Source organism: Shigella sp. FC1567 (assembly GCF_001743015.1).
In the GTDB taxonomy this organism is placed as follows: Bacteria; Pseudomonadota; Gammaproteobacteria; order Enterobacterales; family Enterobacteriaceae; genus Escherichia; species Escherichia coli.
In genome coordinates this window covers 23021-46185 of record NZ_MIIV01000524.1, presented here as the reverse complement: position 1 = coordinate 46185, position 23165 = coordinate 23021, and the positions used below count along the sequence as shown (strand labels likewise).

At 52.6% G+C, this 23165-nt stretch carries 17 protein-coding genes and 4 pseudogenes; 13 read left to right on the top strand and 8 right to left on the bottom strand.

The window, feature by feature from the left end:
• Positions 1–286, top strand: a pseudogene (locus tag BHE85_RS24210) (IS4 family transposase); the annotation flags it as partial.
• Positions 287–336: 50 nt separating this feature from the next.
• Here the strand turns inward: BHE85_RS24210 and degS are convergent.
• The 3 genes from degS to zapG form a co-directional block, all read right to left on the bottom strand.
• The gene (degS, locus tag BHE85_RS24205) at positions 337–1404 is read right to left on the bottom strand and encodes an outer membrane-stress sensor serine endopeptidase DegS (protein ID WP_000497730.1); all 1068 of its coding nucleotides are present in this window, start codon (positions 1402–1404) and stop codon (positions 337–339) included.
• A gap of 89 nt (positions 1405–1493) precedes the next feature.
• The gene (gene degQ, locus BHE85_RS24200; protein ID WP_004986596.1) at positions 1494–2861 is read right to left on the bottom strand and encodes a serine endoprotease DegQ; all 1368 of its coding nucleotides are present in this window, start codon (positions 2859–2861) and stop codon (positions 1494–1496) included.
• Between the two features lie 153 nt (positions 2862–3014).
• Complete coding sequence (gene zapG / locus BHE85_RS24195) at positions 3015–3413, bottom strand: Z-ring associated protein ZapG (protein ID WP_001295270.1); 399 nt, start codon at positions 3411–3413, stop codon at positions 3015–3017.
• Between the two features lie 193 nt (positions 3414–3606).
• Between zapG and zapE the strand changes: the two genes are divergently transcribed.
• The 5 genes from zapE to sspB all read left to right on the top strand — a co-directional run bounded on the left by zapE (position 3607) and on the right by sspB (position 7324).
• On the top strand, positions 3607–4734 hold the full coding sequence (zapE, locus tag BHE85_RS24190; RefSeq protein ID WP_001192305.1) for a cell division protein ZapE: 1128 nt from the start codon (positions 3607–3609) through the stop codon (positions 4732–4734).
• A gap of 217 nt (positions 4735–4951) precedes the next feature.
• Positions 4952–5380: a 50S ribosomal protein L13 gene (gene rplM / locus BHE85_RS24185; RefSeq protein WP_004986574.1), complete on the top strand. Its 429-nt coding sequence runs from the start codon at positions 4952–4954 to the stop codon at positions 5378–5380.
• Positions 5381–5395: 15 nt separating this feature from the next.
• On the top strand, positions 5396–5788 hold the full coding sequence (rpsI, locus tag BHE85_RS24180; RefSeq protein WP_000829818.1) for a 30S ribosomal protein S9: 393 nt from the start codon (positions 5396–5398) through the stop codon (positions 5786–5788).
• A gap of 394 nt (positions 5789–6182) precedes the next feature.
• A complete protein-coding gene (gene sspA / locus BHE85_RS24175) occupies positions 6183–6821 on the top strand; it encodes a stringent starvation protein SspA (protein ID WP_000257293.1) in 639 nt (212 codons plus the stop codon).
• Between the two features lie 5 nt (positions 6822–6826).
• Positions 6827–7324, top strand: coding sequence for a ClpXP protease specificity-enhancing factor (gene sspB, locus BHE85_RS24170; RefSeq protein ID WP_000366129.1), 498 nt, complete (start codon positions 6827–6829; stop codon positions 7322–7324).
• Positions 7325–7366: 42 nt separating this feature from the next.
• Here sspB and dcuC read toward each other — a convergent pair.
• Positions 7367–8733: pseudogene (dcuC, locus tag BHE85_RS24165) on the bottom strand (anaerobic C4-dicarboxylate transporter DcuC).
• Between the two features lie 379 nt (positions 8734–9112).
• Here dcuC and nanR point away from each other — a divergent pair.
• From nanR to nanQ, 6 genes are all read left to right on the top strand, one after another.
• Positions 9113–9904 (top strand): transcriptional regulator NanR, encoded by a 792-nt coding sequence (gene nanR / locus BHE85_RS24160; RefSeq protein ID WP_000523845.1) that lies wholly within the window; start codon positions 9113–9115, stop codon positions 9902–9904.
• 121 nt (positions 9905–10025) lie between these two features.
• Positions 10026–10919: an N-acetylneuraminate lyase gene (gene nanA / locus BHE85_RS24155; protein WP_000224714.1), complete on the top strand. Its 894-nt coding sequence runs from the start codon at positions 10026–10028 to the stop codon at positions 10917–10919.
• Positions 10920–11027: 108 nt separating this feature from the next.
• Positions 11028–12518, top strand: a complete 1491-nt coding sequence (nanT, locus tag BHE85_RS24150) for a sialic acid transporter NanT (RefSeq protein ID WP_039064276.1) — start codon at positions 11028–11030, stop codon at positions 12516–12518.
• 47 nt (positions 12519–12565) lie between these two features.
• Positions 12566–13255: an N-acetylmannosamine-6-phosphate 2-epimerase gene (locus BHE85_RS24145; RefSeq protein ID WP_000054239.1), complete on the top strand. Its 690-nt coding sequence runs from the start codon at positions 12566–12568 to the stop codon at positions 13253–13255.
• Positions 13252–14127: an N-acetylmannosamine kinase gene (gene nanK / locus BHE85_RS24140; RefSeq protein WP_039064278.1), complete on the top strand. Its 876-nt coding sequence runs from the start codon at positions 13252–13254 to the stop codon at positions 14125–14127. The genes BHE85_RS24145 and nanK overlap by 4 nt, the downstream gene beginning before the upstream one ends.
• Positions 14124–14588: an N-acetylneuraminate anomerase gene (gene nanQ / locus BHE85_RS24135; RefSeq protein ID WP_000979883.1), complete on the top strand. Its 465-nt coding sequence runs from the start codon at positions 14124–14126 to the stop codon at positions 14586–14588. Before nanK ends, nanQ begins: the two co-directional genes overlap by 4 nt.
• Before the next feature lie 75 nt (positions 14589–14663).
• Here nanQ and BHE85_RS24130 read toward each other — a convergent pair whose 3' ends face one another.
• From BHE85_RS24130 to gltB, 4 genes and pseudogenes are all read right to left on the bottom strand, one after another.
• On the bottom strand, positions 14664–14969 hold the full coding sequence (locus tag BHE85_RS24130; protein ID WP_000639208.1) for a transposase: 306 nt from the start codon (positions 14967–14969) through the stop codon (positions 14664–14666).
• Positions 14970–15060: 91 nt separating this feature from the next.
• A pseudogene (locus BHE85_RS24125) lies at positions 15061–15465 on the bottom strand (DUF1016 N-terminal domain-containing protein); the annotation flags it as partial.
• 183 nt (positions 15466–15648) lie between these two features.
• Entirely contained in the window at positions 15649–17067 is a 1419-nt protein-coding gene (gltD, locus tag BHE85_RS24120; protein WP_000081702.1) for a glutamate synthase subunit GltD, read from the bottom strand.
• 12 nt (positions 17068–17079) lie between these two features.
• Positions 17080–21539, bottom strand: a pseudogene (gltB, locus tag BHE85_RS24115) (glutamate synthase large subunit).
• Positions 21540–22213: 674 nt separating this feature from the next.
• On the opposite strand from gltB, the gene BHE85_RS24110 reads away from it, so the two are divergent.
• Positions 22214–23143 (top strand): TIGR01212 family radical SAM protein, encoded by a 930-nt coding sequence (locus tag BHE85_RS24110; protein ID WP_001299745.1) that lies wholly within the window; start codon positions 22214–22216, stop codon positions 23141–23143.
• Positions 23144–23165: the final 22 nt, after the last annotated feature.

Sequence of the window (23165 nt, the reverse complement as noted above, 5' to 3'; positions counted from 1 at the left end):
GCTTATAATCTGGTGAGATATCAGATGATTAAAATGGCGGAACATCTGAAAGGTTACTGGCCGAATCAACTGAGTTTCTCAGAATCATGCGGAATGGTGATGAGAATGCTGATGACATTGCAGGGCGCTTCACCGGGACGTATACCGGAGCTGATGCGCGATCTTGCAAGTATGGGACAACTTGTGAAATTACCGACGAGAAGGGGAAGGGCCTTCCCGAGAGTGGTAAAGGAGAGGCCCTGGAAATACCCCACAGCCCCCGAAAAAGAGCCAGTCAGTTGCTTAACTGACTGGCATTAGAGCACAGACTCCGGTTTTTTGTTTTGAGCACTCGACTTAATTGGTTGCCGGATATTCCTGAATGGTGACCTGCAGCGTTAACTGCTTATCATCACGCATCACTACAACCGGGATCACCGAACCAGGGCGAATTTCTGCCACCTGATCCATCGTCTCCAGAGCAGAGATGGCCGGTTTGTTATCCACCGAAATAATCAGATCGTTGACCTGAATACCCGCATTCGCCGCCGGGCCGTCAGGTGACACTTCATTAACCACGATCCCTTGCAGTTGATCTATACCACCGCTCTGCGCGTGCAGTGGTGCGATCTCACGTCCACCAATGCCAATGTAGCCGCGGATCACGCGCCCATCGCGGATCAGCTTATCCATAATTTTGGTTGCTAACTGGAAAGGAATCGCAAAGCCGATACCTTCCGGCGTTTCGCCATCGTTACTCTTATCAAACGACAGCGTGTTAATGCCCATCAGTTCTCCCAGCGAGTTCACCAGCGCGCCGCCAGAGTTACCGTGGTTAATGGAAGCATCGGTTTGTAGGAAGTTTTGCCGCCCGGTAGGGTTCAGACCGATTCGCCCCGTGGCACTAATAATCCCTTGGGTAATGGTCTGCCCGAGGTTGTACGGGTTACCGATCGCCAGTACTACGTCGCCAATGTGCGGTACGCGACGTGCATTAATTGGAATGGTAGGTAAACCGCCAGTGGCATTAATTTTAAGTACCGCCAGATCGGTTAGAGAGTCAGATCCCACCAGCAATGCTTCAAATACACGTCCATCCTGTAAGGCGACGATGATCTGATCGGCGTCGTTGATGACGTGTTTATTGGTGATGATATAACCGCGTTGATCCATGATTACACCGGATCCCAGGGTGCGGATCTCAAGCTGGTTGTGAGAGTTGGTGTTCACACCACGGTTGTAAACGTTAACCACCGCTGGCGCGGCGCGGCGAACCGCCAGATTATAGCTGGCAGGCGTCTCATCGGTACTGTCAAATTGCGGAGTGGAAAGCGGGTTAAGGCTGCGCAGCGAAGGCATGGCAACCAGCAGAATAGCGCCGACAATTAATCCAATCGCAACGGAACGTAAGAGCTTCACAAACATGATGGAGGCGTCATTAAAAAAGGGAACGGCAGCAGCATACCACGAGTTAACCGGACATCACACGTAAGCCTGATGCCCGGTTTACGACATTAACGCATCAGCAGATAGATGCTTTCATTGCCGCGTACAATTTGCAGGGCGATGATGGCCGGTTTTGCCGCCAGCACTTTACGCATTTCAGCAATCGAGTTCACCCGATCGCGGTTGACGCCAATGATCACATCGTCTTTTTGCAAGCCTGCCTGAGCAGCTGGGCTTCCTTTGACAACTTCATCGATCTTAATACCTTTGCCGCAATCTTTTAGCTGACCATCGCTCAACGTTGCACCTTCCAGCGCTGGCGTGATCATTTCAGCGCTGGCCGACGAAGAGGTGCTGGTATCAAGCGTCACTTCTACTTCCAGTGGTTTGCCGTTACGCAGCAGGCCAAGCTTCACTTTCGTGCCCGGCTCTGTAGTCGCGATACGAGAGCGCAACTCAGCAAAGCTATTCAGCGGTTTGCCGTTGAGGCTGGTAATAATATCGCCCGCTTTGACGCCCGCTTTTGCCGAGCCAGAACCTGGCAACACTTCGCTGACAAACGCGCCACGCTGCACGTCAAGGTTGAAGGCTTTGGCGATATCGGCACTCATCTCGGTGCCTTTGATGCCTAACAAACCGCGTTTGATTTCACCAAAGTCGATAAGCTGCTGCGCCAGTGTTCGCGCCATATTACTGGGGATGGCAAATCCAATCCCGACGCTCCCGCCGCCAGGCGCAAGGATTGCAGTGTTGATGCCAATTAACTCACCGTTAAGGTTTAATAGTGCACCGCCGGAGTTACCGCGGTTAATGGAAGCATCTGTCTGGATAAAGTTTTCCAGACCTTCAAGATTCAACCCGCTGCGGCCTAATGCGGAAACAATGCCAGAGGTGGCGGTTTGCCCAAGGCCAAATGGGTTACCGACCGCTACGGCAAAATCACCGACGCGCAATTTATCGGAGTCGGCAATAGCGATTTGCGTTAATTTGCTCGGGTTTTGAATTTGTAACAGGGCGATATCGCTCTGGTCATCGCTACCAATCAGTTTTGCATCAAACTCGCGCCCATCATTGAGCTGAATACTGATTTTCTGTGCCTGATTAATCACATGGTTGTTGGTCAGCACATAGCCTTTACTGGCGTTGATGATGACACCGGAACCTAAACCTTCGAAGGGTTGTGCAGGTTGATCCGGTAAATCATCACCAAAAAACTTTTTGAATTCTTCCGGGATTTTCTGTCCCTGACTGGCCGTTCCTTCCACCCGTACGCTCACCACTGCCGGAAGCACTTTTTCCAGCATTGGAGCCAGACTGGGGAGAGGGGCCTGATCGGCAACCTGGCCTGGAATCGACGCGACGGCCTGAAATGACGCCGAGAGAGTTAACCCGACACTTAACGCTAATGCACTCAACAGCTGGGTTTGTTTTTTCATTATTCCTGCTCTCGTACCTGAATGATAAGAAAAGAGATTCAAAACAGTTTGATGTTATTGAATTTTCAGACGGCTAACAATGAGACACCAGATTAAATGATAGTCGGGGAGGGAGAGAAGAGGAGGGCGCAATGGCTGCGCCCGAAAAATAAATTAGTCGCGCTTCGCGCCAGTACGCAGCAGGCCGGATGCACCTTCAGAATAGTCGCGAGGCATCTGCACCGGTGCCTGATCGTTGCTGGCTTCAGACTCTGCCAGACGATTACGGAACGGGTTTGCTTCAGCAGACAGTTCCGGCAGCAGGCTGCTGGAGCTTTTCGCCATGTGCTGATACAGCTGGCGATAGTCGTGCGCCATGGTATCCAGTAATTCCGCGCTGCGGGCAAAGTGGCTAACCAGCTCTTCGCGATACTCGTCCAGTTCAGCTTTATTCTTTTCCAGTTCGTACTGCAACGCCTGTTGCTGGCGTAGTTTACGATTACCAAAACGCATGGCCACAGCACCAATAATGATGCCGACGACTAACCCAATTAGCGCATATTCCCAGGTCATGAACATCTCCCGTTGTCTTTTGTTTCCGTAGGGTGTTGGCTTCAGGCTCCATGCCTACGGCTGATTATGCCACTATAACCGTTAATTCCACAGAAGTGGAATCCCGACTGCATATCGCGTAGTGTAGAACGGCCTTTTTTTCGTCAACCGTGAACAACGGCGCACCGATTATTCAAGGAATAATAATAAGATCATGCAAAGCGTTACCCCAACATCGCAATACCTGAAGGCGCTCAATGAAGGCAGCCATCAACCCGACGACGTTCAAAAAGAGGCCGTCAGCCGCCTGGAAATTATTTATCAAGAACTCATCAATAGCAGGCCACCAGCCCCCAGGACGAGTGGGCTAATGGCGCGGGTCGGTAAGCTGTGGGGTAAACGCGAAGACACAAAGCATACGCCAGTGCGTGGCTTATATATGTGGGGCGGTGTAGGACGCGGGAAAACCTGGCTGATGGACCTTTTCTATCAAAGCCTGCCGGGAGAGCGGAAACAGCGCCTGCACTTTCACCGTTTTATGCTGCGGGTGCACGAAGAGCTAACTGCCTTACAGGGGCAGACCGATCCGCTGGAAATTATTGCCGATCGCTTTAAAGCCGAAACTGACGTGCTCTGTTTTGACGAATTTTTTGTTTCTGATATTACCGACGCCATGCTACTTGGCGGTCTGATGAAAGCCCTGTTCGCCCGCGGTATTACCCTGGTAGCAACGTCAAATATTCCGCCGGACGAACTTTATCGAAATGGCTTGCAACGTGCGCGTTTTCTGCCTGCAATCGATGCCATTAAACAGCATTGTGATGTAATGAACGTGGACGCTGGTGTTGATTATCGACTGCGTACACTCACTCAGGCGCATCTGTGGCTTTCGCCACTCCACGATGAAACCCGGGCACAAATGGATAAACTATGGTTGGCGCTGGCGGGAGCGAAACGCGAAAATTCACCGACGTTAGAAATCAACCATCGACCGCTGGCGACAATGGGCGCTGAGAATCAGACGCTTGCTGTCTCTTTTACCACCTTGTGTGTCGATGCCCGCAGCCAGCATGACTATATTGCGCTCTCACGCCTCTTTCATACGGTCATGTTGTTTGATGTACCAGTTATGACGCGGTTGATGGAGAGCGAAGCGCGGCGCTTTATTGCGCTGGTGGATGAGTTTTACGAGCGCCATGTCAAATTAGTGGTGAGTGCAGAAGTGCCGCTGTATGAAATTTATCAGGGCGATCGGCTGAAGTTTGAGTTCCAGCGTTGCCTGTCACGTCTGCAAGAGATGCAAAGCGAAGAGTATCTGAAGCGCGAGCATTTGGCGGGTTAAAACCTGTCACAAATCACAAAAAGGGGTCGATCTTTGACCCCGACTTCTCTATAATCCTGCGACCCCACGTTACAAGAAAGTTTTTTCCCAAAACTTTTTGTGTGCTGGCATAGGCTATTCGAAGGGGTAGGTTTGCCGGACTTTGTCGTGTGAACCTCAACAATTGAAGACGTTTGGGTGTTCACCAACGTGTAACTATTTATTGGGTAAGCTTTTAATGAAAACTTTTACAGCTAAACCAGAAACCGTAAAACGCGACTGGTATGTTGTTGACGCGACCGGTAAAACTCTGGGCCGTCTGGCTACTGAACTGGCTCGTCGCCTGCGCGGTAAGCACAAAGCGGAATACACTCCGCACGTAGATACCGGTGATTACATCATCGTTCTGAACGCTGACAAAGTTGCTGTAACCGGCAACAAGTGTACTGACAAAGTGTACTATCACCACACCGGCCACATCGGTGGTATCAAACAAGCGACCTTTGAAGAGATGATTGCTCGCCGTCCTGAGCGTGTGATTGAAATCGCGGTTAAAGGCATGTTGCCAAAAGGCCCGCTGGGTCGTGCTATGTTCCGTAAACTGAAAGTTTACGCGGGTAACGAGCACAACCACGCGGCACAGCAACCGCAAGTTCTTGACATCTAATCGGGATTATAGGCAATGGCTGAAAATCAATACTACGGCACTGGTCGCCGCAAAAGTTCCGCAGCTCGCGTTTTCATCAAACCGGGCAACGGTAAAATCGTAATCAACCAACGTTCTCTGGAACAGTACTTCGGTCGTGAAACTGCCCGCATGGTAGTTCGTCAGCCGCTGGAACTGGTCGACATGGTTGAGAAACTGGACCTGTACATCACCGTTAAAGGTGGTGGTATCTCTGGTCAGGCTGGTGCGATCCGTCACGGTATCACCCGCGCTCTGATGGAATACGACGAGTCCCTGCGTTCTGAACTGCGTAAAGCTGGCTTCGTTACTCGTGACGCTCGTCAGGTTGAACGTAAGAAAGTCGGTCTGCGTAAAGCACGTCGTCGTCCGCAGTTCTCCAAACGTTAATTGGCTTCTGCTCCGGCAGAAAACAATTTTCGAAAAAACCCGCTTCGGCGGGTTTTTTTATAGCTAAAATCTGAATCAGCGTAAAAACTGGAAAGTTGCTTTTTGCTGCCACCTGACAGACAGGTAAAACAAAAACCACATCGCCAATAAGGGACTAAGTCAACTATTTCAGACTAAAGCGCATCTCTTTTTCCCCATTTCCGGCATCGACTCACCACAAAGGTCGCAAAATCTGGTAAACTATCATCCAATTTTCTGCCCAAATGTCGGGTATTGCTCATTTTTTGTTTGATTTTCGAACAAAGAGAGTCGTTCCTTACTGGGTAACACAACTTCTGACTGGCCACCTGGTGGCTGGTAGCAGTAAAAATTCTGACTATACCTGGAGGTTTTCATGGCTGTCGCTGCCAACAAACGTTCGGTAATGACGCTGTTTTCCGGTCCTACTGACATCTATAGCCATCAGGTCCGCATTGTGCTGGCTGAGAAAGGTGTAAGTTTCGAGATCGAACACGTGGAAAAGGACAATCCGCCTCAGGATCTGATTGACCTCAACCCGAATCAGAGCGTTCCGACCCTGGTGGATCGTGAGCTGACCCTGTGGGAATCTCGCATCATTATGGAATATCTGGATGAGCGTTTCCCGCATCCGCCACTGATGCCTGTTTACCCGGTAGCTCGCGGTGAAAGCCGTCTGTACATGCATCGCATCGAAAAAGACTGGTACACGCTGATGAACACCATCATCAACGGTTCAGCTTCTGAAGCAGATGCCGCACGTAAGCAACTGCGCGAAGAACTGCTGGCGATTGCGCCGGTCTTCGGTCAGAAGCCGTACTTCCTGAGCGATGAGTTCAGCCTGGTCGATTGCTATCTTGCTCCGCTGCTGTGGCGTCTGCCGCAACTGGGCATCGAGTTCAGCGGCCCGGGTGCGAAAGAGCTGAAAGGCTATATGACCCGCGTCTTTGAGCGTGACTCTTTCCTTGCTTCTTTAACTGAAGCAGAACGTGAAATGCGTCTGGGCCGGAGTTAATCTGTATGGATTTGTCACAGCTAACACCACGTCGTCCCTATCTGCTGCGTGCATTCTATGAGTGGTTGCTGGATAACCAGCTCACGCCGCACCTGGTGGTGGATGTGACGCTCCCTGGCGTGCAGGTTCCTATGGAATATGCGCGTGACGGGCAAATCGTACTCAACATTGCGCCGCGTGCTGTCGGCAATCTGGAACTGGCGAATGATGAGGTGCGCTTTAACGCGCGCTTTGGCGGCATTCCGCGTCAGGTTTCTGTGCCGCTGGCTGCCGTGCTGGCTATCTACGCCCGTGAAAATGGCGCAGGCACAATGTTTGAGCCTGAAGCTGCCTACGATGAAGATACCAGCATCATGAATGATGAAGAGGCATCGGCAGACAACGAAACCGTTATGTCGGTTATTGATGGCGACAAGCCAGATCACGATGATGACACTCATCCTGACGATGAACCTCCGCAGCCACCACGCGGTGGTCGACCGGCATTACGCGTTGTGAAGTAATACAAAAACAGGCCCTGGTGGCCTGTTTTGTCTTTTAATGGCTTAATAAAATAGCTTGATTGTGGCAATCATATTCACCACGAAACCGACTGCCATGGGGATCGCTGTTCGCTTCACCACCGCAAAAGGCGAAACGCCTGCAATTCCTGACGTAACGACCACCACCGCAGTAATCGGCGAAACCGCGCGCGCTAGCGTCGTGGCAAAATGCATCGGCATAATCATTACAACCGCTGGTACATGTAGTCCAGCTGCGATATTCGGAATAAGACTGGCAAATGACATAAACGGCGCATTGCCAGAGCCCATCACAATGGCACAAATGGCAATGACCAGCGCCATAATAATCATCACGCCAATACCGCCCAGACCAGAATGCTCCGCACCCCTGATAACCGCATCGACAGTGCCAATCGTCGTTAAGCCTTTCGCAAATATTTCACCCGCGACCACCAGCGTTACCACGTTGGCAAACTGCGTACCCATGCCGTCAAAAAACGCCTGCACATCGTCCATTGTTTCGCGCAAGTTATGCTTGCGGAAGAACTCAACAAACATCGTCACCGTCAAACTCAGTAACATCACCACCACCAGATGCAGTTCTGACTGCATCAGCCCGACGTGGGCGAGGAACAGCGAGCCGAGCATCAGGATTAACGGCATCACAGGTAAAATGGCGTAATAGAGCGGCGGGACATTATCGAGAGCTTTTTGCTCTGCTTGTTCGTGATTGATATTTTTATCTTTTTTGTCAAAAGCGCGTTGCACGAAAAAGTGGGAGATCGCCACCGAGATAATGACGCAAGAGGCGACCGGAAGCTGGTAGTGGAAGAAGTAAGTGGCAATTTTCATTCCCGCGACCTGGGCTGCAAAAATGGAGTTCGTTTCCAGAATTCCCCACTCAATGGACATTGTGGTTGCGATAACCGCCACCGCAGAGAGACGACTTACTCCCAGACTCACCAGTGTCGGAAATAAGGTGACCATCAGCAACATACCCAGACCGGAGGCGCTGGTAATAAACTGCGCCATGATTTGACCGATGACGTAAGTTGCCGACAGAATAATATACGGTGAGCGAATGAGTTTTAACGGGCGGCTTAACAAGCTCACCATCGCGCGACTGGCCCCTATGCGCTCCATGTAGCGGGCATACCGCCCACCGCCATAATCGATAGCCCCAATCCGGCAATGCGGTTGGACAGCATGCGCAGGATTTCATTATAAATATCGACGATCAAGTAGCCGCTGCTTTTGGCGGGCTCGAGTACACCACCGAACCCTAACCAGACACCGCACATCATCAGGAAGATACCTGCGGCAGCCAGCACCACCTGAGGTTTGTAGTTTTTCAGGATCAAATAGCCCATCGTAATTAATACGATGACAGATATAATTATGCCGAACATTGTTGAACTCCGTGTCAAAAGAAAACGGTCAATCCCATAAACGGCAGATTGAAAACAATGATGTTATATTTTTTGCAAGTCTATTTATGGTGCGGATGTCGTGTTTTTAATTGTAGGTGAGATAATTTTTCATTAAAAAATATGCGCTTATGATTATTTTGCAAGAACGCATTCATAATATTCATAATGCTCGTGAATAGTCTTATAAATAATTCAAACGGGATGTTTTTATCTGCGTTACATTAATTTTTCGCAATAGTTAATTATTCCGTTAATTATGGTAATGATGAGGCACAAAGAGAAAAACCTGCCATTTTCCCCTACTTTCAATCCTGTGATAGGATGTCACTGATGATGTTAATCACACTGACCTTACAGAATGGGCCTTATGAACGCATTTGATTCGCAAACCGAAGATTCTTCACCTGCAATTGGTCGCAACTTGCGTAGCCGCCCGCTGGCGCGTAAAAAACTCTCCGAAATGGTGGAAGAAGAGCTGGAACAGATGATCCGCCGTCGTGAATTTGGCGAAGGTGAACAATTACCGTCTGAACGCGAACTGATGGCGTTCTTTAACGTCGGGCGTCCTTCGGTGCGTGAAGCGCTGGCAGCGTTAAAACGCAAAGGTCTGGTGCAAATAAACAACGGCGAACGCGCTCGCGTCTCGCGTCCTTCTGCGGACACTATCATCGGTGAGCTTTCCGGCATGGCGAAAGATTTCCTTTCTCATCCCGGTGGGATTGCCCATTTCGAACAATTACGTCTGTTCTTTGAATCCAGTCTGGTGCGCTATGCGGCTGAACATGCCACCGATGAGCAAATCGATTTGCTGGCAAAAGCACTGGAAATCAACAGTCAGTCGCTGGATAACAACGCGGCATTCATTCGTTCAGACGTTGATTTCCACCGCGTGCTGGCGGAGATCCCCGGTAACCCAATCTTCATGGCGATCCACGTTGCCCTGCTCGACTGGCTTATTGCCGCACGCCCAACGGTTACCGATCAGGCACTGCACGAACATAACAACGTTAGTTATCAACAGCATATTGCGATCGTTGATGCGATCCGCCGTCATGATCCTGACGAAGCCGATCGTGCGTTGCAATCGCATCTCAACAGCGTCTCTGCTACCTGGCACGCTTTCGGTCAGACCACCAACAAAAAGAAATAATGCCACTTTAGTGAAGCAGATCGCATTATAAGCTTTCTGTATGGGGTGTTGCTTAATTGATCTGGTATAACAGGTATAAAGGTATATCGTTTATCAGACAAGCATCACTTCAGAGGTATTTATGGCAACGAATTTACGTGGCGTAATGGCTGCACTCCTGACTCCTTTTGACCAACAACAAGCACTGGATAAAGCGAGTCTGCGTCGCCTGGTTCAGTTCAATATTCAGCAGGGCATCGACGGTTTATACGTGGGTGGTTCGACCGGCGAGGCCTTTGTACAAAGCCTTTCCGAGCGTGAACAGGTACTGGAAATCGTCGCCGAAGAGGCGAAAGGTAAGATTAAACTCATCGCCCACGTCGGTTGCGTCAGCACCGCCGAAAGCCAACAACTTGCGGCATCGGCTAAACGTTATGGCTTCGATGCCGTCTCCGCCGTCACGCCGTTCTACTATCCTTTCAGCTTTGAAGAACACTGCGATCACTATCGGGCAATTATTGATTCGGCGGATGGTTTGCCGATGGTGGTGTACAACATTCCAGCCCTGAGTGGGGTAAAACTGACCCTGGATCAGATCAACACACTTGTTACATTGCCTGGCGTAGGTGCGCTGAAACAGACCTCTGGCGATCTCTATCAGATGGAGCAGATCCGTCGTGAACATCCTGATCTTGTGCTCTATAACGGTTACGACGAAATCTTCGCCTCTGGTCTGCTGGCGGGCGCTGATGGTGGTATCGGTAGTACCTACAACATCATGGGCTGGCGCTATCAGGGGATCGTTAAGGCGCTGAAAGAAGGCGATATCCAGACCGCGCAGAAACTGCAAACTGAATGCAATAAAGTCATTGATTTACTGATCAAAACGGGCGTATTCCGCGGCCTGAAAACTGTCCTCCATTATATGGATGTCGTTTCTGTGCCGCTGTGCCGCAAACCGTTTGGACCGGTAGATGAAAAATATCTGCCAGAACTGAAGGCGCTGGCCCAGCAGTTGATGCAAGAGCGCGGGTGAGTTGTTTCCCCTCGCTCGCCCCTACCGGGTGAGGGGAAATAAACGCATCTGTACCCTACAATTTTTATACCAAAGCGTGTGGGCATCGCCCACCGCGGGAGACTCACAATGAGTACTACAACCCAGAATATCCCGTGGTATCGCCATCTCAACCGTGCACAATGGCGCGCATTTTCCGCTGCCTGGTTGGGATATCTGCTTGACGGTTTTGATTTCGTTTTAATCGCCCTGGTACTCACCGAAGTACAGGGTGAATTCGGGCTGACGACGGTGCAGGCGGCAAGTCTGATCTCCGCAGCCTTTATCTCTCGCTGGTTCGGCGGCCTGATGCTCGGCGCTATGGGTGACCGCTACGGGCGTCGTCTGGCAATGGTCACCAGCATCGTTCTCTTCTCGGCCGGGACGCTGGCCTGCGGCTTTGCGCCAGGCTACATCACCATGTTTATCGCGCGTCTGGTCATCGGCATGGGGATGGCGGGTGAATACGGTTCCAGCGCCACCTATGTCATTGAAAGCTGGCCAAAACATCTGCGTAACAAAGCCAGTGGTTTTCTGATTTCAGGCTTCTCTGTGGGGGCCGTCGTTGCCGCTCAGGTCTATAGCCTGGTGGTTCCGGTCTGGGGCTGGCGTGCGCTGTTCTTTATCGGCATTTTGCCTATCATCTTTGCTCTCTGGCTGCGTAAAAACATCCCGGAAGCGGAAGACTGGAAAGAGAAGCATGCAGGTAAAGCACCAGTACGCACGATGGTAGATATTCTCTACCGTGGTGAACATCGCATTGCCAATATCGTAATGACACTGGCGGCGGCTACTGCGCTGTGGTTTTGCTTCGCCGGTAACCTGCAAAATGCCGCGATCGTCGCTGTTCTTGGGCTGTTATGCGCCGCAATCTTTATCAGCTTTATGGTGCAAAGTACGGGTAAACGCTGGCCAACGGGCGTAATGCTGATGGTGGTCGTGTTGTTTGCTTTCCTCTACTCATGGCCGATTCAGGCGCTGCTGCCAACGTATCTGAAAACCGATCTGGCTTATAACCCGCATACTGTCGCCAATGTGCTGTTCTTTAGCGGCTTTGGGGCTGCGGTGGGGTGCTGTGTCAGCGGCTTCCTCGGTGACTGGCTGGGAACCCGCAAAGCCTACGTTTGTAGCCTGTTGGCCTCGCAGCTGTTGATTATTCCGGTATTTGCGATTGGCGGCGCAAACGTCTGGGTGCTCGGTCTGTTACTGTTCTTCCAGCAAATGCTTGGACAAGGGATCGCCGGGATCTTACCGAAACTGATTGGCGGTTATTTCGATACCGACCAGCGTGCAGCGGGCCTGGGCTTTACCTACAACGTTGGCGCATTGGGCGGCGCACTGGCCCCAATCATCGGCGCGTTGATCGCTCAACGTCTGGATCTGGGTACTGCGCTGGCATCGCTATCGTTCAGTCTGACATTTGTGGTGATCCTGCTGATTGGTCTGGATATGCCTTCCCGCGTTCAGCGTTGGCTGCGCCCGGAAGCATTGCGTACTCATGACGCTATCGACGGCAAACCATTTAGCGGTGCCGTGCCATTTGGCAGCACCAAAAACGATTTAGTCAAAACCAAAAGTTAATCCTGTTGCCCGGTCTCTGTACCGGGCCTTTCGCTAAGGGAAGATGTATGTCGTTACTTGCACAACTGGATCAAAAAATCGCTGCTAACGGTGGCCTGATTGTCTCCTGCCAGCCGGTTCCGGACAGCCCGCTCGATAAACCCGAAATCGTCGCTGCCATGGCATTAGCGGCAGAACAGGCGGGCGCGGTTGCCATTCGCATTGAAGGTGTGGCAAATCTGCAAGCCACGCGTGCGGTGGTGAGCGTGCCGATTATTGGAATTGTGAAACGCGATCTGGAGGATTCTCCGGTACGCATCACGGCCTATATTGAAGATGTTGATGCGCTGGCGCAGGCGGGCGCGGACATTATCGCCATTGACGGCACCGACCGCCCGCGTCCGGTGCCTGTTGAAACGCTGCTGGCACGTATTCACCATCACGGTTTACTGGCGATGACCGACTGCTCAACGCCGGAAGACGGCCTGGCATGCCAAAAGCTGGGAGCCGAAATTATTGGCACTACGCTTTCTGGCTATACCACGCCTGAAACGCCAGAAGAGCCGGATCTGGCGCTGGTGAAAACGTTGAGCGACGCCGGATGTCGGGTGATTGCCGAAGGGCGTTACAACACGCCTGCTCAGGCGGCAGATGCGATGCGCCACGGCGCGTGGGCGGTGACGGTCGGTTCTGCCATTACGCGTCTTGAACACATTTGTCAGTGGTACAACACAGCGATGAAAAAGGCGGTGCTATGACCACGTTGGCGATTGATATCGGCGGTACTAAACTTGCCGCCGCGCTGATTGGCGCTGACGGGCAGATCCGCGATCGCCGAGAACTTCCGACACCAGCCAGCCAGACTCCGCAGGCGTTGCGTGATGCCTTAGCCGCGTTAGTCGCCCCGTTGCAAGCTCATGCGCAGCAGGTTGCCATCGCTTCAACCGGAATTATTCGCGACGGCAGCTTGCTGGCGCTGAATCCGCATAATCTTGGTGGATTGCTACACTTTCCGTTAGTCAAAACGCTGGAACAACTTTCCAATTTGCCGACCATTGCCATTAACGACGCGCAGGCCGCAGCATGGGCAGAGTATCAGGCGCTGGAAGGCGATATAACCGATATGGTGTTTATCACCGTTTCCACTGGCGTCGGCGGCGGTGTAGTGAGCGGCGGTAAACTGCTTACCGGCCCTAGCGGTCTGGCGGGGCACATCGGGCATACGCTTGCCGATCCACACGGCCCAGTCTGCGGCTGTGGACGCACAGGTTGCGTGGAAGCGATTGCTTCTGGTCGCGGTATTGCAGCGGCAGCGCAAGGTGAACTCATGGGCGCGGATGCGAGAACTATTTTCACACGCGCCGGGCAGGGCGACGAGCAGGCGCAGCAACTGATTCACCGCTCCGCACATGTGCTGGCAAGGCTGATCGCTGATATTAAAGCCACAACTGATTGCCAGTGCGTGGTGGTCGGTGGCAGCGTTGGTCTGGCAGAAGGGTATCTGGCGTTGGTGGAAACGTATCTGGCGCAGGAGCCAGCGGCATTTCATGTTGATTTACTGGCGGCGCACTACCGCCACGATGCAGGTTTACTTGGGGCTGCGCTGTTGGCCCAGGGAGAAAAATTATGATGATGGGTGAAGTACAGTCATTACCGTCTGCTGGGTTACATCCTGCGTTACAGGACGCGTTAACGCTGGCATTAGCTGCCAGACCGCAAGAAAAAGCGCCTGGTCGTTACGAATTACAGGGCGACAATATCTTTATGAATGTCATGACGTTTAACACTCAATCGCCCGTCGAGAAAAAAGCGGAATTGCACGAGCAATACATTGATATCCAGCTGTTATTAAACGGTGAGGAACGGATTCTGTTTGGCATGGCAGGCACTGCGCGCCAGTGTGAAGAGTTCCACCATGAGGATGATTATCAGCTTTGCAGCACCATTGATAACGAGCAAGCCATCATCTTAAAACCGGGAATGTTCGCCGTGTTTATGCCAAGTGAACCGCATAAACCAGGATGCGTTGTCGGCGAGCCGGGTGAGATTAAAAAGGTGGTGGTGAAGGTTAAGGCTGATTTAATGGCTTAAATTTATTAGATCAGGTGTGACCTGACCCATCTTTGGCACAGAGCCAAACCTGAACTGACGGACCGCTCTGTGCCATTACCTGACGTTGTATTCTTTTATGTTAACACCCTTGATACTGTATATACCTGTCCGCTTAATTCGCTTGCCCTTTTTATTCGTAATAGTTGCTGTAAGTGTACTGCAGCGAATGGAATGACGTTCATCAATCACCAGCCGAATTGCTTCTGAAGCATCTTCCACCTCTAGAAGGTCGTGAGTCTTATTTAAGCCGAATGGAACAAGATGGAAGGCAGTTTTTCCTGATGATTTTCTGGTTATTTTTACTGGATACAACACATCACCACTTTTATGGATTAATTCAAGCTGTTCAATGTAAATCATGGCAACTTTCCTTCGTTTATTTGCATGAATATACAAACCGAAAATAGGAGATGCAATACAAAAGCTGTGGAAATATCAAACAGCCTCTCAATTTGGCAGACAGCGTCTGCCAAATCTTTGCCGATGGGAATTCTGCAGATGGTGTCTGCGGAATTCCCAATGGTGTTAATTCGCCAGACACTGTCTGGCGAATTTCAACATGTTGAAAAAAGAGGTAAAAAAGCCTCATTTGGCGTAAGTTTTTTGCAGAGAACCCACGCTTATACCTTAGACTTAAATCCTTTGATAGTCGCTTGATTAGCTGCGCACCATACGCAGCCCTTGCCTCGCCACCTTGTTCAAATTCGACAATTCGTCGGCCAATTTCCCAGTATGTCGCGGTCATCAGCGCGTTAACGCTACGTACCGTTTCCGTCCGGGCGCTATCGACCAGGTGAATAATACCGTCGTGGATTTGCTGGTAGCCTGTTGAGGTTCTCTCTGAGAGCGATTCCATTATCTGTCCCTTTATATGGCGCTGCGTTGAATAATGGAATCAGCTATACGCCGGGCATCTACCGGTAACAATCCAGATGAGCGTATTACATTGGTTTTCTTCAGATTATGCGAGGCGCTTTCCAGAAAGAAAGGAGAATTTCAGCGCCGACTCTTTTCTGAGGAGGCGGCGCTGGGACAGAGCTTAAACTTCCAGCCAGTTCATAATACCGTCTGCCGCCTTACGACCTTCGGCAATAGCGGTTACCACCAGATCGGAACCACGGACGATATCGCCGCCAGCAAAGATTTTCGGGTTGCTGGTCTGGAAGGCGTTGTCGCTGCCTTCCGGGGCGATGATGCGGCCTTGTGAATCCAGCTCGACGCTGTGTTTTGCCAGCCATTCCATGTTGTGTGGACGGAAACCAAACGCCATGATCACTGCATCTGCCGGAACGATATGTTCGGAACCTGCAACGATCTCCGCGCGGCGACGGCCTTTGGCATCCGGTTCGCCCATTTCGGTACGTACCATTTTTACGCCGCTGACTTTGCCGTTACCGTTCACTTCAATCCCCAGTGGCTGGACGTTGAATTTGAACTCTACGCCTTCTTCCCGCGCGTTTTTCACTTCGCGGCGGGAACCCGGCATGTTCTCTTCATCACGACGATAGGCACAGGTAACGTGCTTCGCTCCCTGGCGCACGGACGTACGCACGCAGTCCATCGCAGTGTCGCCACCGCCAAGGACCACCACGCGTTTGCCTTCCATGCTGACGAACGGTTCGTCGCGGGTTTCACCAAAGCCCATTAACTGTTTGGTGTTGGCGATAAGGAACGGCAGCGCTGCGTACACGCCATCGGCGTCTTTGTTTTCCAGACCGCCGCGCATTGACTGATAAGTCCCGACGCCAAGGAAGACGGCATCGTAATCACTCAGCAGATCGTCCAGCTGCACGTCGCGGCCCACTTCGGTATTGAGTTTGAATTCAATACCCATGCCGGTGAAGATTTCACGGCGACGCGTCATTACCTCTTTTTCCAGCTTGAAGGCCGGAATACCGAAGGTCAGCAGCCCGCCAATTTCTGGATGACGGTCGAAGACAACGGCTTTTACGCCGTTACGCGTCAGGACATCCGCACACGCCAGACCTGCCGGGCCTGCGCCGATAATCGCCACTTTTTTACCGGTTTGCTTCACGCCGGACATATCCGGACGCCAGCCCATTTCGAACGCTTTATCATTGATATAACGCTCAATGTTGCCGATGGTCACCGCGCCAAACTCATCGTTCAGAGTGCAGGAACCTTCGCACAGACGGTCTTGCGGGCAGACTCGTCCGCAAACTTCCGGCAGGGTGTTGGTCTGGTGCGACAGTTCCGCCGCTTCAAAAATACGCCCCTCGTTGGCGAGCTTCAGCCAGTTCGGGATGTAGTTGTGTACCGGACATTTCCACTCGCAGTATGGGTTGCCGCACGACAGGCAGCGGTCAGCCTGCGCTTTGGCCTGGCCTTCGGAAAACTGCTCGTAAATTTCAACAAACTCAATTTTGCGGATCTTCAGCGGTTTCTTAGGCGGATCAACGCGCTGCAGGTCGATAAATTGATAAACATTCTGACTCATTGTTGCTACCCCTTACTGCGCCTGCACGCGCAACTCTGCTGCGCTACGACTACGGTGACCCAGCAGTGCTTTTACATCACTGGACTTCGGTTTAACCAGCGCAAATTTAGTGGCGAAGGTTGACCAGTTCGCCAGAATCTCTTCACCGCGCTGAGAGCCAGTATGCTGAACATGCTCGGTGATAAGACCGCGCAGATGCTCTTCATGGATCGCCAGATCGTCAACGTTTAAGACCTCGACCAGTTCCGGGTTAACGCGTTTGCGGAAATCACCGCTTTCATCGAGAACGTAAGCGAAGCCGCCGGTCATGCCCGCACCGAAGTTAACGCCGGTTTTACCCAGAATACAGACAATACCGCCCGTCATATATTCACAGCCGTTGTCGCCAATGCCTTCTACCACGGTGATAGCACCGGAGTTCCGCACGCCGAAACGTTCACCCGCGCGGCCTGCGGCATACAGACGACCACCGGTCGCGCCATACAGGCAGGTGTTGCCGATAATACTTGCTTCATGGCTGCGGAAGGCGGAACCAACCGGAGGACGAATGGCGATTAAGCCGCCCGCCATGCCTTTACCGACATAGTCGTTGGCATCCCCGGTCAGGTACAGTTCCACGCCGCCCGCGTTCCATACACCGAAACTCTGGCCTGCGGTGCCGTTGAAGTACGCTTTGATAGGATCGGCTGCCAGCCCCTGATCGCCGTGCGTCTGGGCGATATAGCCTGAAAGCGACGCGCCCACGGAGCGATCGGTATTGCGGATATCGAACCAGAAGGTTTTGCTCTGGCGTTCATCGACAAACGGTTTCGCCTGTTGCAGCAACTGCGCGTTCAGCAGGCCGTTATCAAACGGCGGGTTGTTTTCGGTGCAGTAGAGTGCCTTACCTGGATGCGGTTCGGCGGTCTCCAGCAGCTTCGACAGCGCCAGTTTCTGCTGTTTGGCGGTGAAACCGTCCAGCTCTTTCAGCAGGTCGGTGCGACCAATCAGATCCACCAGCCGCGTTACCCCCAGCTGTGCCATCAGCTCGCGGGTTTCACGGGCGATAAACTCAAAGTAATTCGTCACCTTGAACGGCAGGCCGTGATAGTGATTCTTACGCAGTTTGTCATCCTGAGTTGCCACACCCGTTGCGCAGTTGTTCAGGTGGCAAATACGCAGATATTTACAGCCGAGCGCGACCATTGGGCCAGTGCCGAAGCCGAAGCTTTCTGCGCCGAGAATCGCCGCTTTGATGATATCAACACCGGTTTTCAGGCCGCCATCGACCTGCAAACGGATCTTATGACGCAGACCATTGGCAACCAGCGCCTGCTGGGTTTCAACAAGCCCCAGCTCCCACGGGCAACCTGCGTATTTCACTGACGACAGCGGGCTTGCGCCGGTGCCACCGTCATAGCCTGCGATGGTGATTAAATCGGCATAAGCTTTTGCCACGCCAGTCGCGATGGTGCCTACGCCCGGTTCGGAAACCAGCTTCACGGAGATCATCGCTTTCGGGTTAACCTGCTTGAGGTCGAAAATGAGCTGCGCTAAGTCCTCGATAGAGTAGATATCGTGGTGCGGCGGCGGGGAGATCAGCGTCACTCCGGGCACCGAATAGCGCAGTTTGGCGATGTAAGGAGTGACTTTGTCGCCCGGCAACTGACCGCCTTCGCCCGGCTTCGCGCCCTGGGCGACTTTAATCTGAATGACGTCGGCATTGACCAGATACGCCGGAGTAACGCCGAAGCGACCAGAAGCCACCTGCTTGATGCGCGACACTTTGTTAGTGCCATAGCGCGCCGGGTCTTCGCCGCCTTCACCGGAGTTCGAGTTACCGCCGATGCTATTCATCGCTTCCGCCAGCGCCTCGTGGGCTTCCGGGCTTAACGCGCCGATAGACATCGCGGCGGTATCAAAGCGTTTAAACAGTTCGCTTGCCGGTTCAACATCAGCAATGTTGACCGCGTTTTCACCCGGCGTAATTGCCAGCAGATCGCGCAGCGTGGTTGCCGGACGCTCATTAACCAGCTTCGCGTATTCCTGATAGTCGCTGTACTCGCCGCTTTGTACCGCCTGTTGCAGCGTGCGCACCACGTCCGGGTTGTAAGCGTGGTATTCGCCGCCGTGGACGTATTTCAGCAGGCCGCCCTGGCTGATGGGCTTACGCGCCAGCCAGGCACGTTTCGACAGGTTCAGCAGATCCTGCTGGAAGTCTTCAAAGCTCGCCCCACCAATGCGGCTGACCGCCCCCTGGAAGCACAGGCCCACTACATCATCGTGCAGACCGACCGCTTCAAACAGTTTCGAGCAGCGGTAAGAGGCGATGGTGGAGATGCCCATTTTGGACATGATTTTGTACAAGCCTTTGTTGATGCCGTTACGGTAGTTGAGCATCACGGTACGATAATCTTTGGCAATCGCATGGGTGTCTACCAGGCGGCCCAGCGTTTCATAGGCAAGGTATGGATAAATAGCCGTCGCGCCGAAGCCCAGCAACACGGCGAAGTGGTGCGGATCGCGGGCGCTGGCGGTTTCGACGATGATGTTGGCATCGCAACGCAGGCTTTGATCGACCAGACGGGTCTGGATCGCGCCAACCGCCATCGGGGCTGGAACCGGCAGGCGATCTTTAGCGATATTCCGGTCGGAGAGCACCAGCAGCACGGTGCCGCTACGTACCATTTTTTCGGCTTTGTCGCACAGCTCTTTGACTGTCGCTTCGAGCGTGGTTTTAGTGACGTCAAAGGTGATATCCAGCGTATCTGCGCGGTAGTGCTCCTCTTTCATCGTCGTGAGCTGTTTGAAATCGGAGTAGAGCAGAATCGGCGATTTAAAGCTTAAACGGTGCGCCTGGCCCTCTGCTTCGCAAAAGACGTTCATTTCACGACCGATACTGGTGGCGAGCGACATAACATGCGCTTCACGCAGCGGGTCGATTGGCGGGTTAGTCACCTGGGCAAACTGCTGGCGGAAGTAGTCGTAAATAATGCGCGGCTGACTGGAGAGCACGGCGAATGGGGTATCATCGCCCATCGAACCGACCGCTTCCTGACCGTTTTCGCCCAGTACGCGAATTACGGAGTCCAGCTCTTCCGCACTGTAGTTAAACTGTTTCTGGTAGCTGGCAAGCGTGTCGTCGTCCAATTCGCGGCTACCCACTTCTTCATCGGGCAGATCTTCAAACGGTACCAGTCGGCGGACGTTTTTCTCCATCCACTCTTTATATGGATGGCGGCTTTTCAGATCGTCATCGGTTTCTGCCGAGTGCAGAATACGCCCACTGCGGGTGTCGATAACCATCAGTTCGCCTGGCCCGACGCGGCCTTTTTCGACCACTTCGTCAGGCTGGTAATCCCAGATACCGACTTCAGAGGCGCAGGTGATGAGCTTATCTTTGGTGATGACGTAGCGCGCCGGACGCAGACCGTTACGGTCGAGGTTACAGGCGGCAAAACGACCGTCGGACATCACGATGCCCGCCGGGCCATCCCACGGCTCCATATGCATGGAGTTAAAGTCAAAGAAGGCACGCAGTTCCGGGTCCATATCCGGGTTGTTCTGCCAGGCGGGTGGCACTAACAGACGCATGCGCGGATGATATCCATCCCGCCTGCCAGCAGCAGTTCCAGCATGTTATCCATCGAACTGGAGTCAGAGCCGGTTTCGTTGACGAACGGTGCGGCGTCGTGCAGATCAGGGATAAGCGGCGTCTGGAATTTATAGGTACGCGCACGCGCCCATTGGCGGTTACCGGTGATGGTGTTGATTTCACCGTTATGCGCCAGGTAGCGGAACGGCTGCGCCAGCGGCCAGCGCGGTACGGTGTTAGTGGAGAAGCGCTGGTGGAACAGGCAGATGGCCGATTCCAGACGCAGGTCCGCAAGATCCAGATAAAAGCGCGGCAGATCCGCCGGCATACACAGACCTTTATAGATGTTCACCAGATTCGACAGGCTACAGACGTAGAAGTCTTTGTCGGCTTCGAGACGCTTTTCAATGCGGCGGCGGGCGATAAACAGACGGCGCTCCATATCCCGCGGACGCCAGCCTGCCGGAGCGTTAACGAAAATTTGCTCAATGCGGGGCAGAGAGGAGAGGGCGATTTCACCCAGCACGCCTTCGTTAGTGGGGACATCACGCCAGCCCACAATCGACAAGGTTTCGCGTTGCAGCTCTTCTTCAACGATGCGGCGTGCGGCAGCCGCGAGTTCAGGATCTTTATTCAGGAAGAGCATCCCGACAGCGTAGTTTTTTGCTAAACGCCAGCCGCGCTCCTGCGCAACGATGCGAAAAAAGCGATCCGGTTTTTGTAACAGCAAGCCGCAACCGTCACCGGTTTTACCATCGGCGAGAATCGCGCCACGGTGCTGCATGCGGGCCAGTGCGTGTATTGCAGTACGCACTACCTTGTGGCTAGGTTCGCCTTCTATGTGGGCGATCAGGCCGAAACCACAGTTATCCCTCTCAAGGGATTTATCGTACAACATATCGTGAACCTCCCCCAGGCTCTGCGGGAACCCCACTTCCGAACCGCTGCGCACGGGCACAGAAAGAGCGTGGCGACGGGGGTTGCGTGTCATACGCGCGCCTCGTATTCGCCCCCTTGTTGTCCTTTTCGCATCGGTTAATACGGTGAAGAGGGGATCTCAATTACTGCATAAATATGATGAGCAGGCTGCTCATCCAGAAAGCTTCCAGCGGATTTCCAACTTATCGGGAAAGCTGATACAGGTCAAATGGCAAGCTTATTGGTACAGAAATGTGCTTTAGCGCAAAATTCTTTATTAAGTAACTGAAATTAAAATGAATTTTATCTTTAAGGCTAAAAGGGAAGTCGTTAGAGAAACAGTCAATTCCTGACTGTCATAAAGGCGTGTTAACCCTTATCCTACCTTGAACTGACGAGAAAACCAGCATTTTATACTGCCTTAATTGGTAATGACGTTTCATGCTACTGTTTTTGCCTAAAATCCATAAGGAGATAAAAAAATCTGACACAAGATAAGCAAAAGTGATTTATGTGATTATGCATGAAATTTCGGTAATTTTGATTGATTATGCAGTTGATAAAAGCAGGCCGGGACGATTGATCCAGGTCATCGCCGAATTGAGCTAAAAATGGCAGGCTTTGGCCTCTTTTCAAGGCGCGGTCTATCAGATTATGCAGTTACAGAAATTAGTCAATATGTTTGGTGGTGATCTCACCCGTCGTTATGGGCAAAAGGTGCATAAGCTGACGCTGCACGGCGGTTTTAGCTGCCCTAACCGTGACGGTACCATCGGGCGTGGTGGCTGCACATTCTGTAATGTTGCCTCGTTTGCCGATGAAGCGCAGCAGCATCGTTCCATTGCCGAGCAACTGGCGCACCAGGCGAATTTAGTTAACCGCGCTAAACGCTATCTGGCCTACTTTCAGGCGTATACTAGCACCTTTGCGGAAGTTCAGGTGCTGCGTTCTATGTATCAGCAGGCGGTGAGCCAGGCCAATATTGTCGGTTTGTGTGTTGGTACCCGCCCGGACTGCGTGCCGGATGCGGTGCTGGATCTGCTTTGCGAATATAAGGACCAGGGTTACGAAGTGTGGCTGGAGCTGGGGCTACAAACCGCCCACGACAAAACACTGCATCGCATCAACCGCGGCCATGATTTTGCCTGTTATCAGCGTACAACCCAGCTGGCACGTCAGCGCGGGCTGAAGGTGTGTTCCCACTTAATTGTCGGCCTGCCTGGTGAAGGGCAGGCTGAATGTTTGCAAACGCTGGAGCGAGTGGTTGAAACCGGCGTGGACGGCATAAAGCTGCATCCGCTGCATATTGTGAAAGGCAGCATTATGGCGAAAGCCTGGGAAGCGGGGCGTTTGAACGGTATTGAACTGGAGGATTACACGCTCACTGCCGGAGAAATGATTCGCCATACGCCACCGGAAGTGATCTACCACCGCATTTCCGCCAGCGCCCGTCGCCCGACGCTGCTTGCTCCGCTGTGGTGCGAAAATCGATGGACGGGAATGGTCGAGCTGGATCGCTATCTGAATGAACATGGCGTACAGGGATCGGCGCTGGGACGTCCGTGGCTACCTCCAACGGAGTAGGTCGTTGAGGGGAATTCCGCAT

Coding starts and splice junctions, on each gene's coding strand:
- gltD (WP_000081702.1), bottom strand. CDS start 17,067: ATGAGTCAGAATGTTTATCAATTTATCGACCTGCAGCGCGTTGATCCG.
- sspA (WP_000257293.1), top strand. CDS start 6,183: ATGGCTGTCGCTGCCAACAAACGTTCGGTAATGACGCTGTTTTCCGGT.
- degS (WP_000497730.1), bottom strand. CDS start 1,404: ATGTTTGTGAAGCTCTTACGTTCCGTTGCGATTGGATTAATTGTCGGC.
- BHE85_RS24130 (WP_000639208.1), bottom strand. CDS start 14,969: ATGATTTACATTGAACAGCTTGAATTAATCCATAAAAGTGGTGATGTG.
- rpsI (WP_000829818.1), top strand. CDS start 5,396: ATGGCTGAAAATCAATACTACGGCACTGGTCGCCGCAAAAGTTCCGCA.
- BHE85_RS24145 (WP_000054239.1), top strand. CDS start 12,566: ATGTCGTTACTTGCACAACTGGATCAAAAAATCGCTGCTAACGGTGGC.
- rplM (WP_004986574.1), top strand. CDS start 4,952: ATGAAAACTTTTACAGCTAAACCAGAAACCGTAAAACGCGACTGGTAT.
- zapE (WP_001192305.1), top strand. CDS start 3,607: ATGCAAAGCGTTACCCCAACATCGCAATACCTGAAGGCGCTCAATGAA.
- nanR (WP_000523845.1), top strand. CDS start 9,113: ATGGGCCTTATGAACGCATTTGATTCGCAAACCGAAGATTCTTCACCT.
- sspB (WP_000366129.1), top strand. CDS start 6,827: ATGGATTTGTCACAGCTAACACCACGTCGTCCCTATCTGCTGCGTGCA.
- degQ (WP_004986596.1), bottom strand. CDS start 2,861: ATGAAAAAACAAACCCAGCTGTTGAGTGCATTAGCGTTAAGTGTCGGG.
- BHE85_RS24110 (WP_001299745.1), top strand. CDS start 22,214: ATGCAGTTACAGAAATTAGTCAATATGTTTGGTGGTGATCTCACCCGT.
- nanT (WP_039064276.1), top strand. CDS start 11,028: ATGAGTACTACAACCCAGAATATCCCGTGGTATCGCCATCTCAACCGT.
- nanA (WP_000224714.1), top strand. CDS start 10,026: ATGGCAACGAATTTACGTGGCGTAATGGCTGCACTCCTGACTCCTTTT.
- nanK (WP_039064278.1), top strand. CDS start 13,252: ATGACCACGTTGGCGATTGATATCGGCGGTACTAAACTTGCCGCCGCG.
- zapG (WP_001295270.1), bottom strand. CDS start 3,413: ATGACCTGGGAATATGCGCTAATTGGGTTAGTCGTCGGCATCATTATT.
- nanQ (WP_000979883.1), top strand. CDS start 14,124: ATGATGATGGGTGAAGTACAGTCATTACCGTCTGCTGGGTTACATCCT.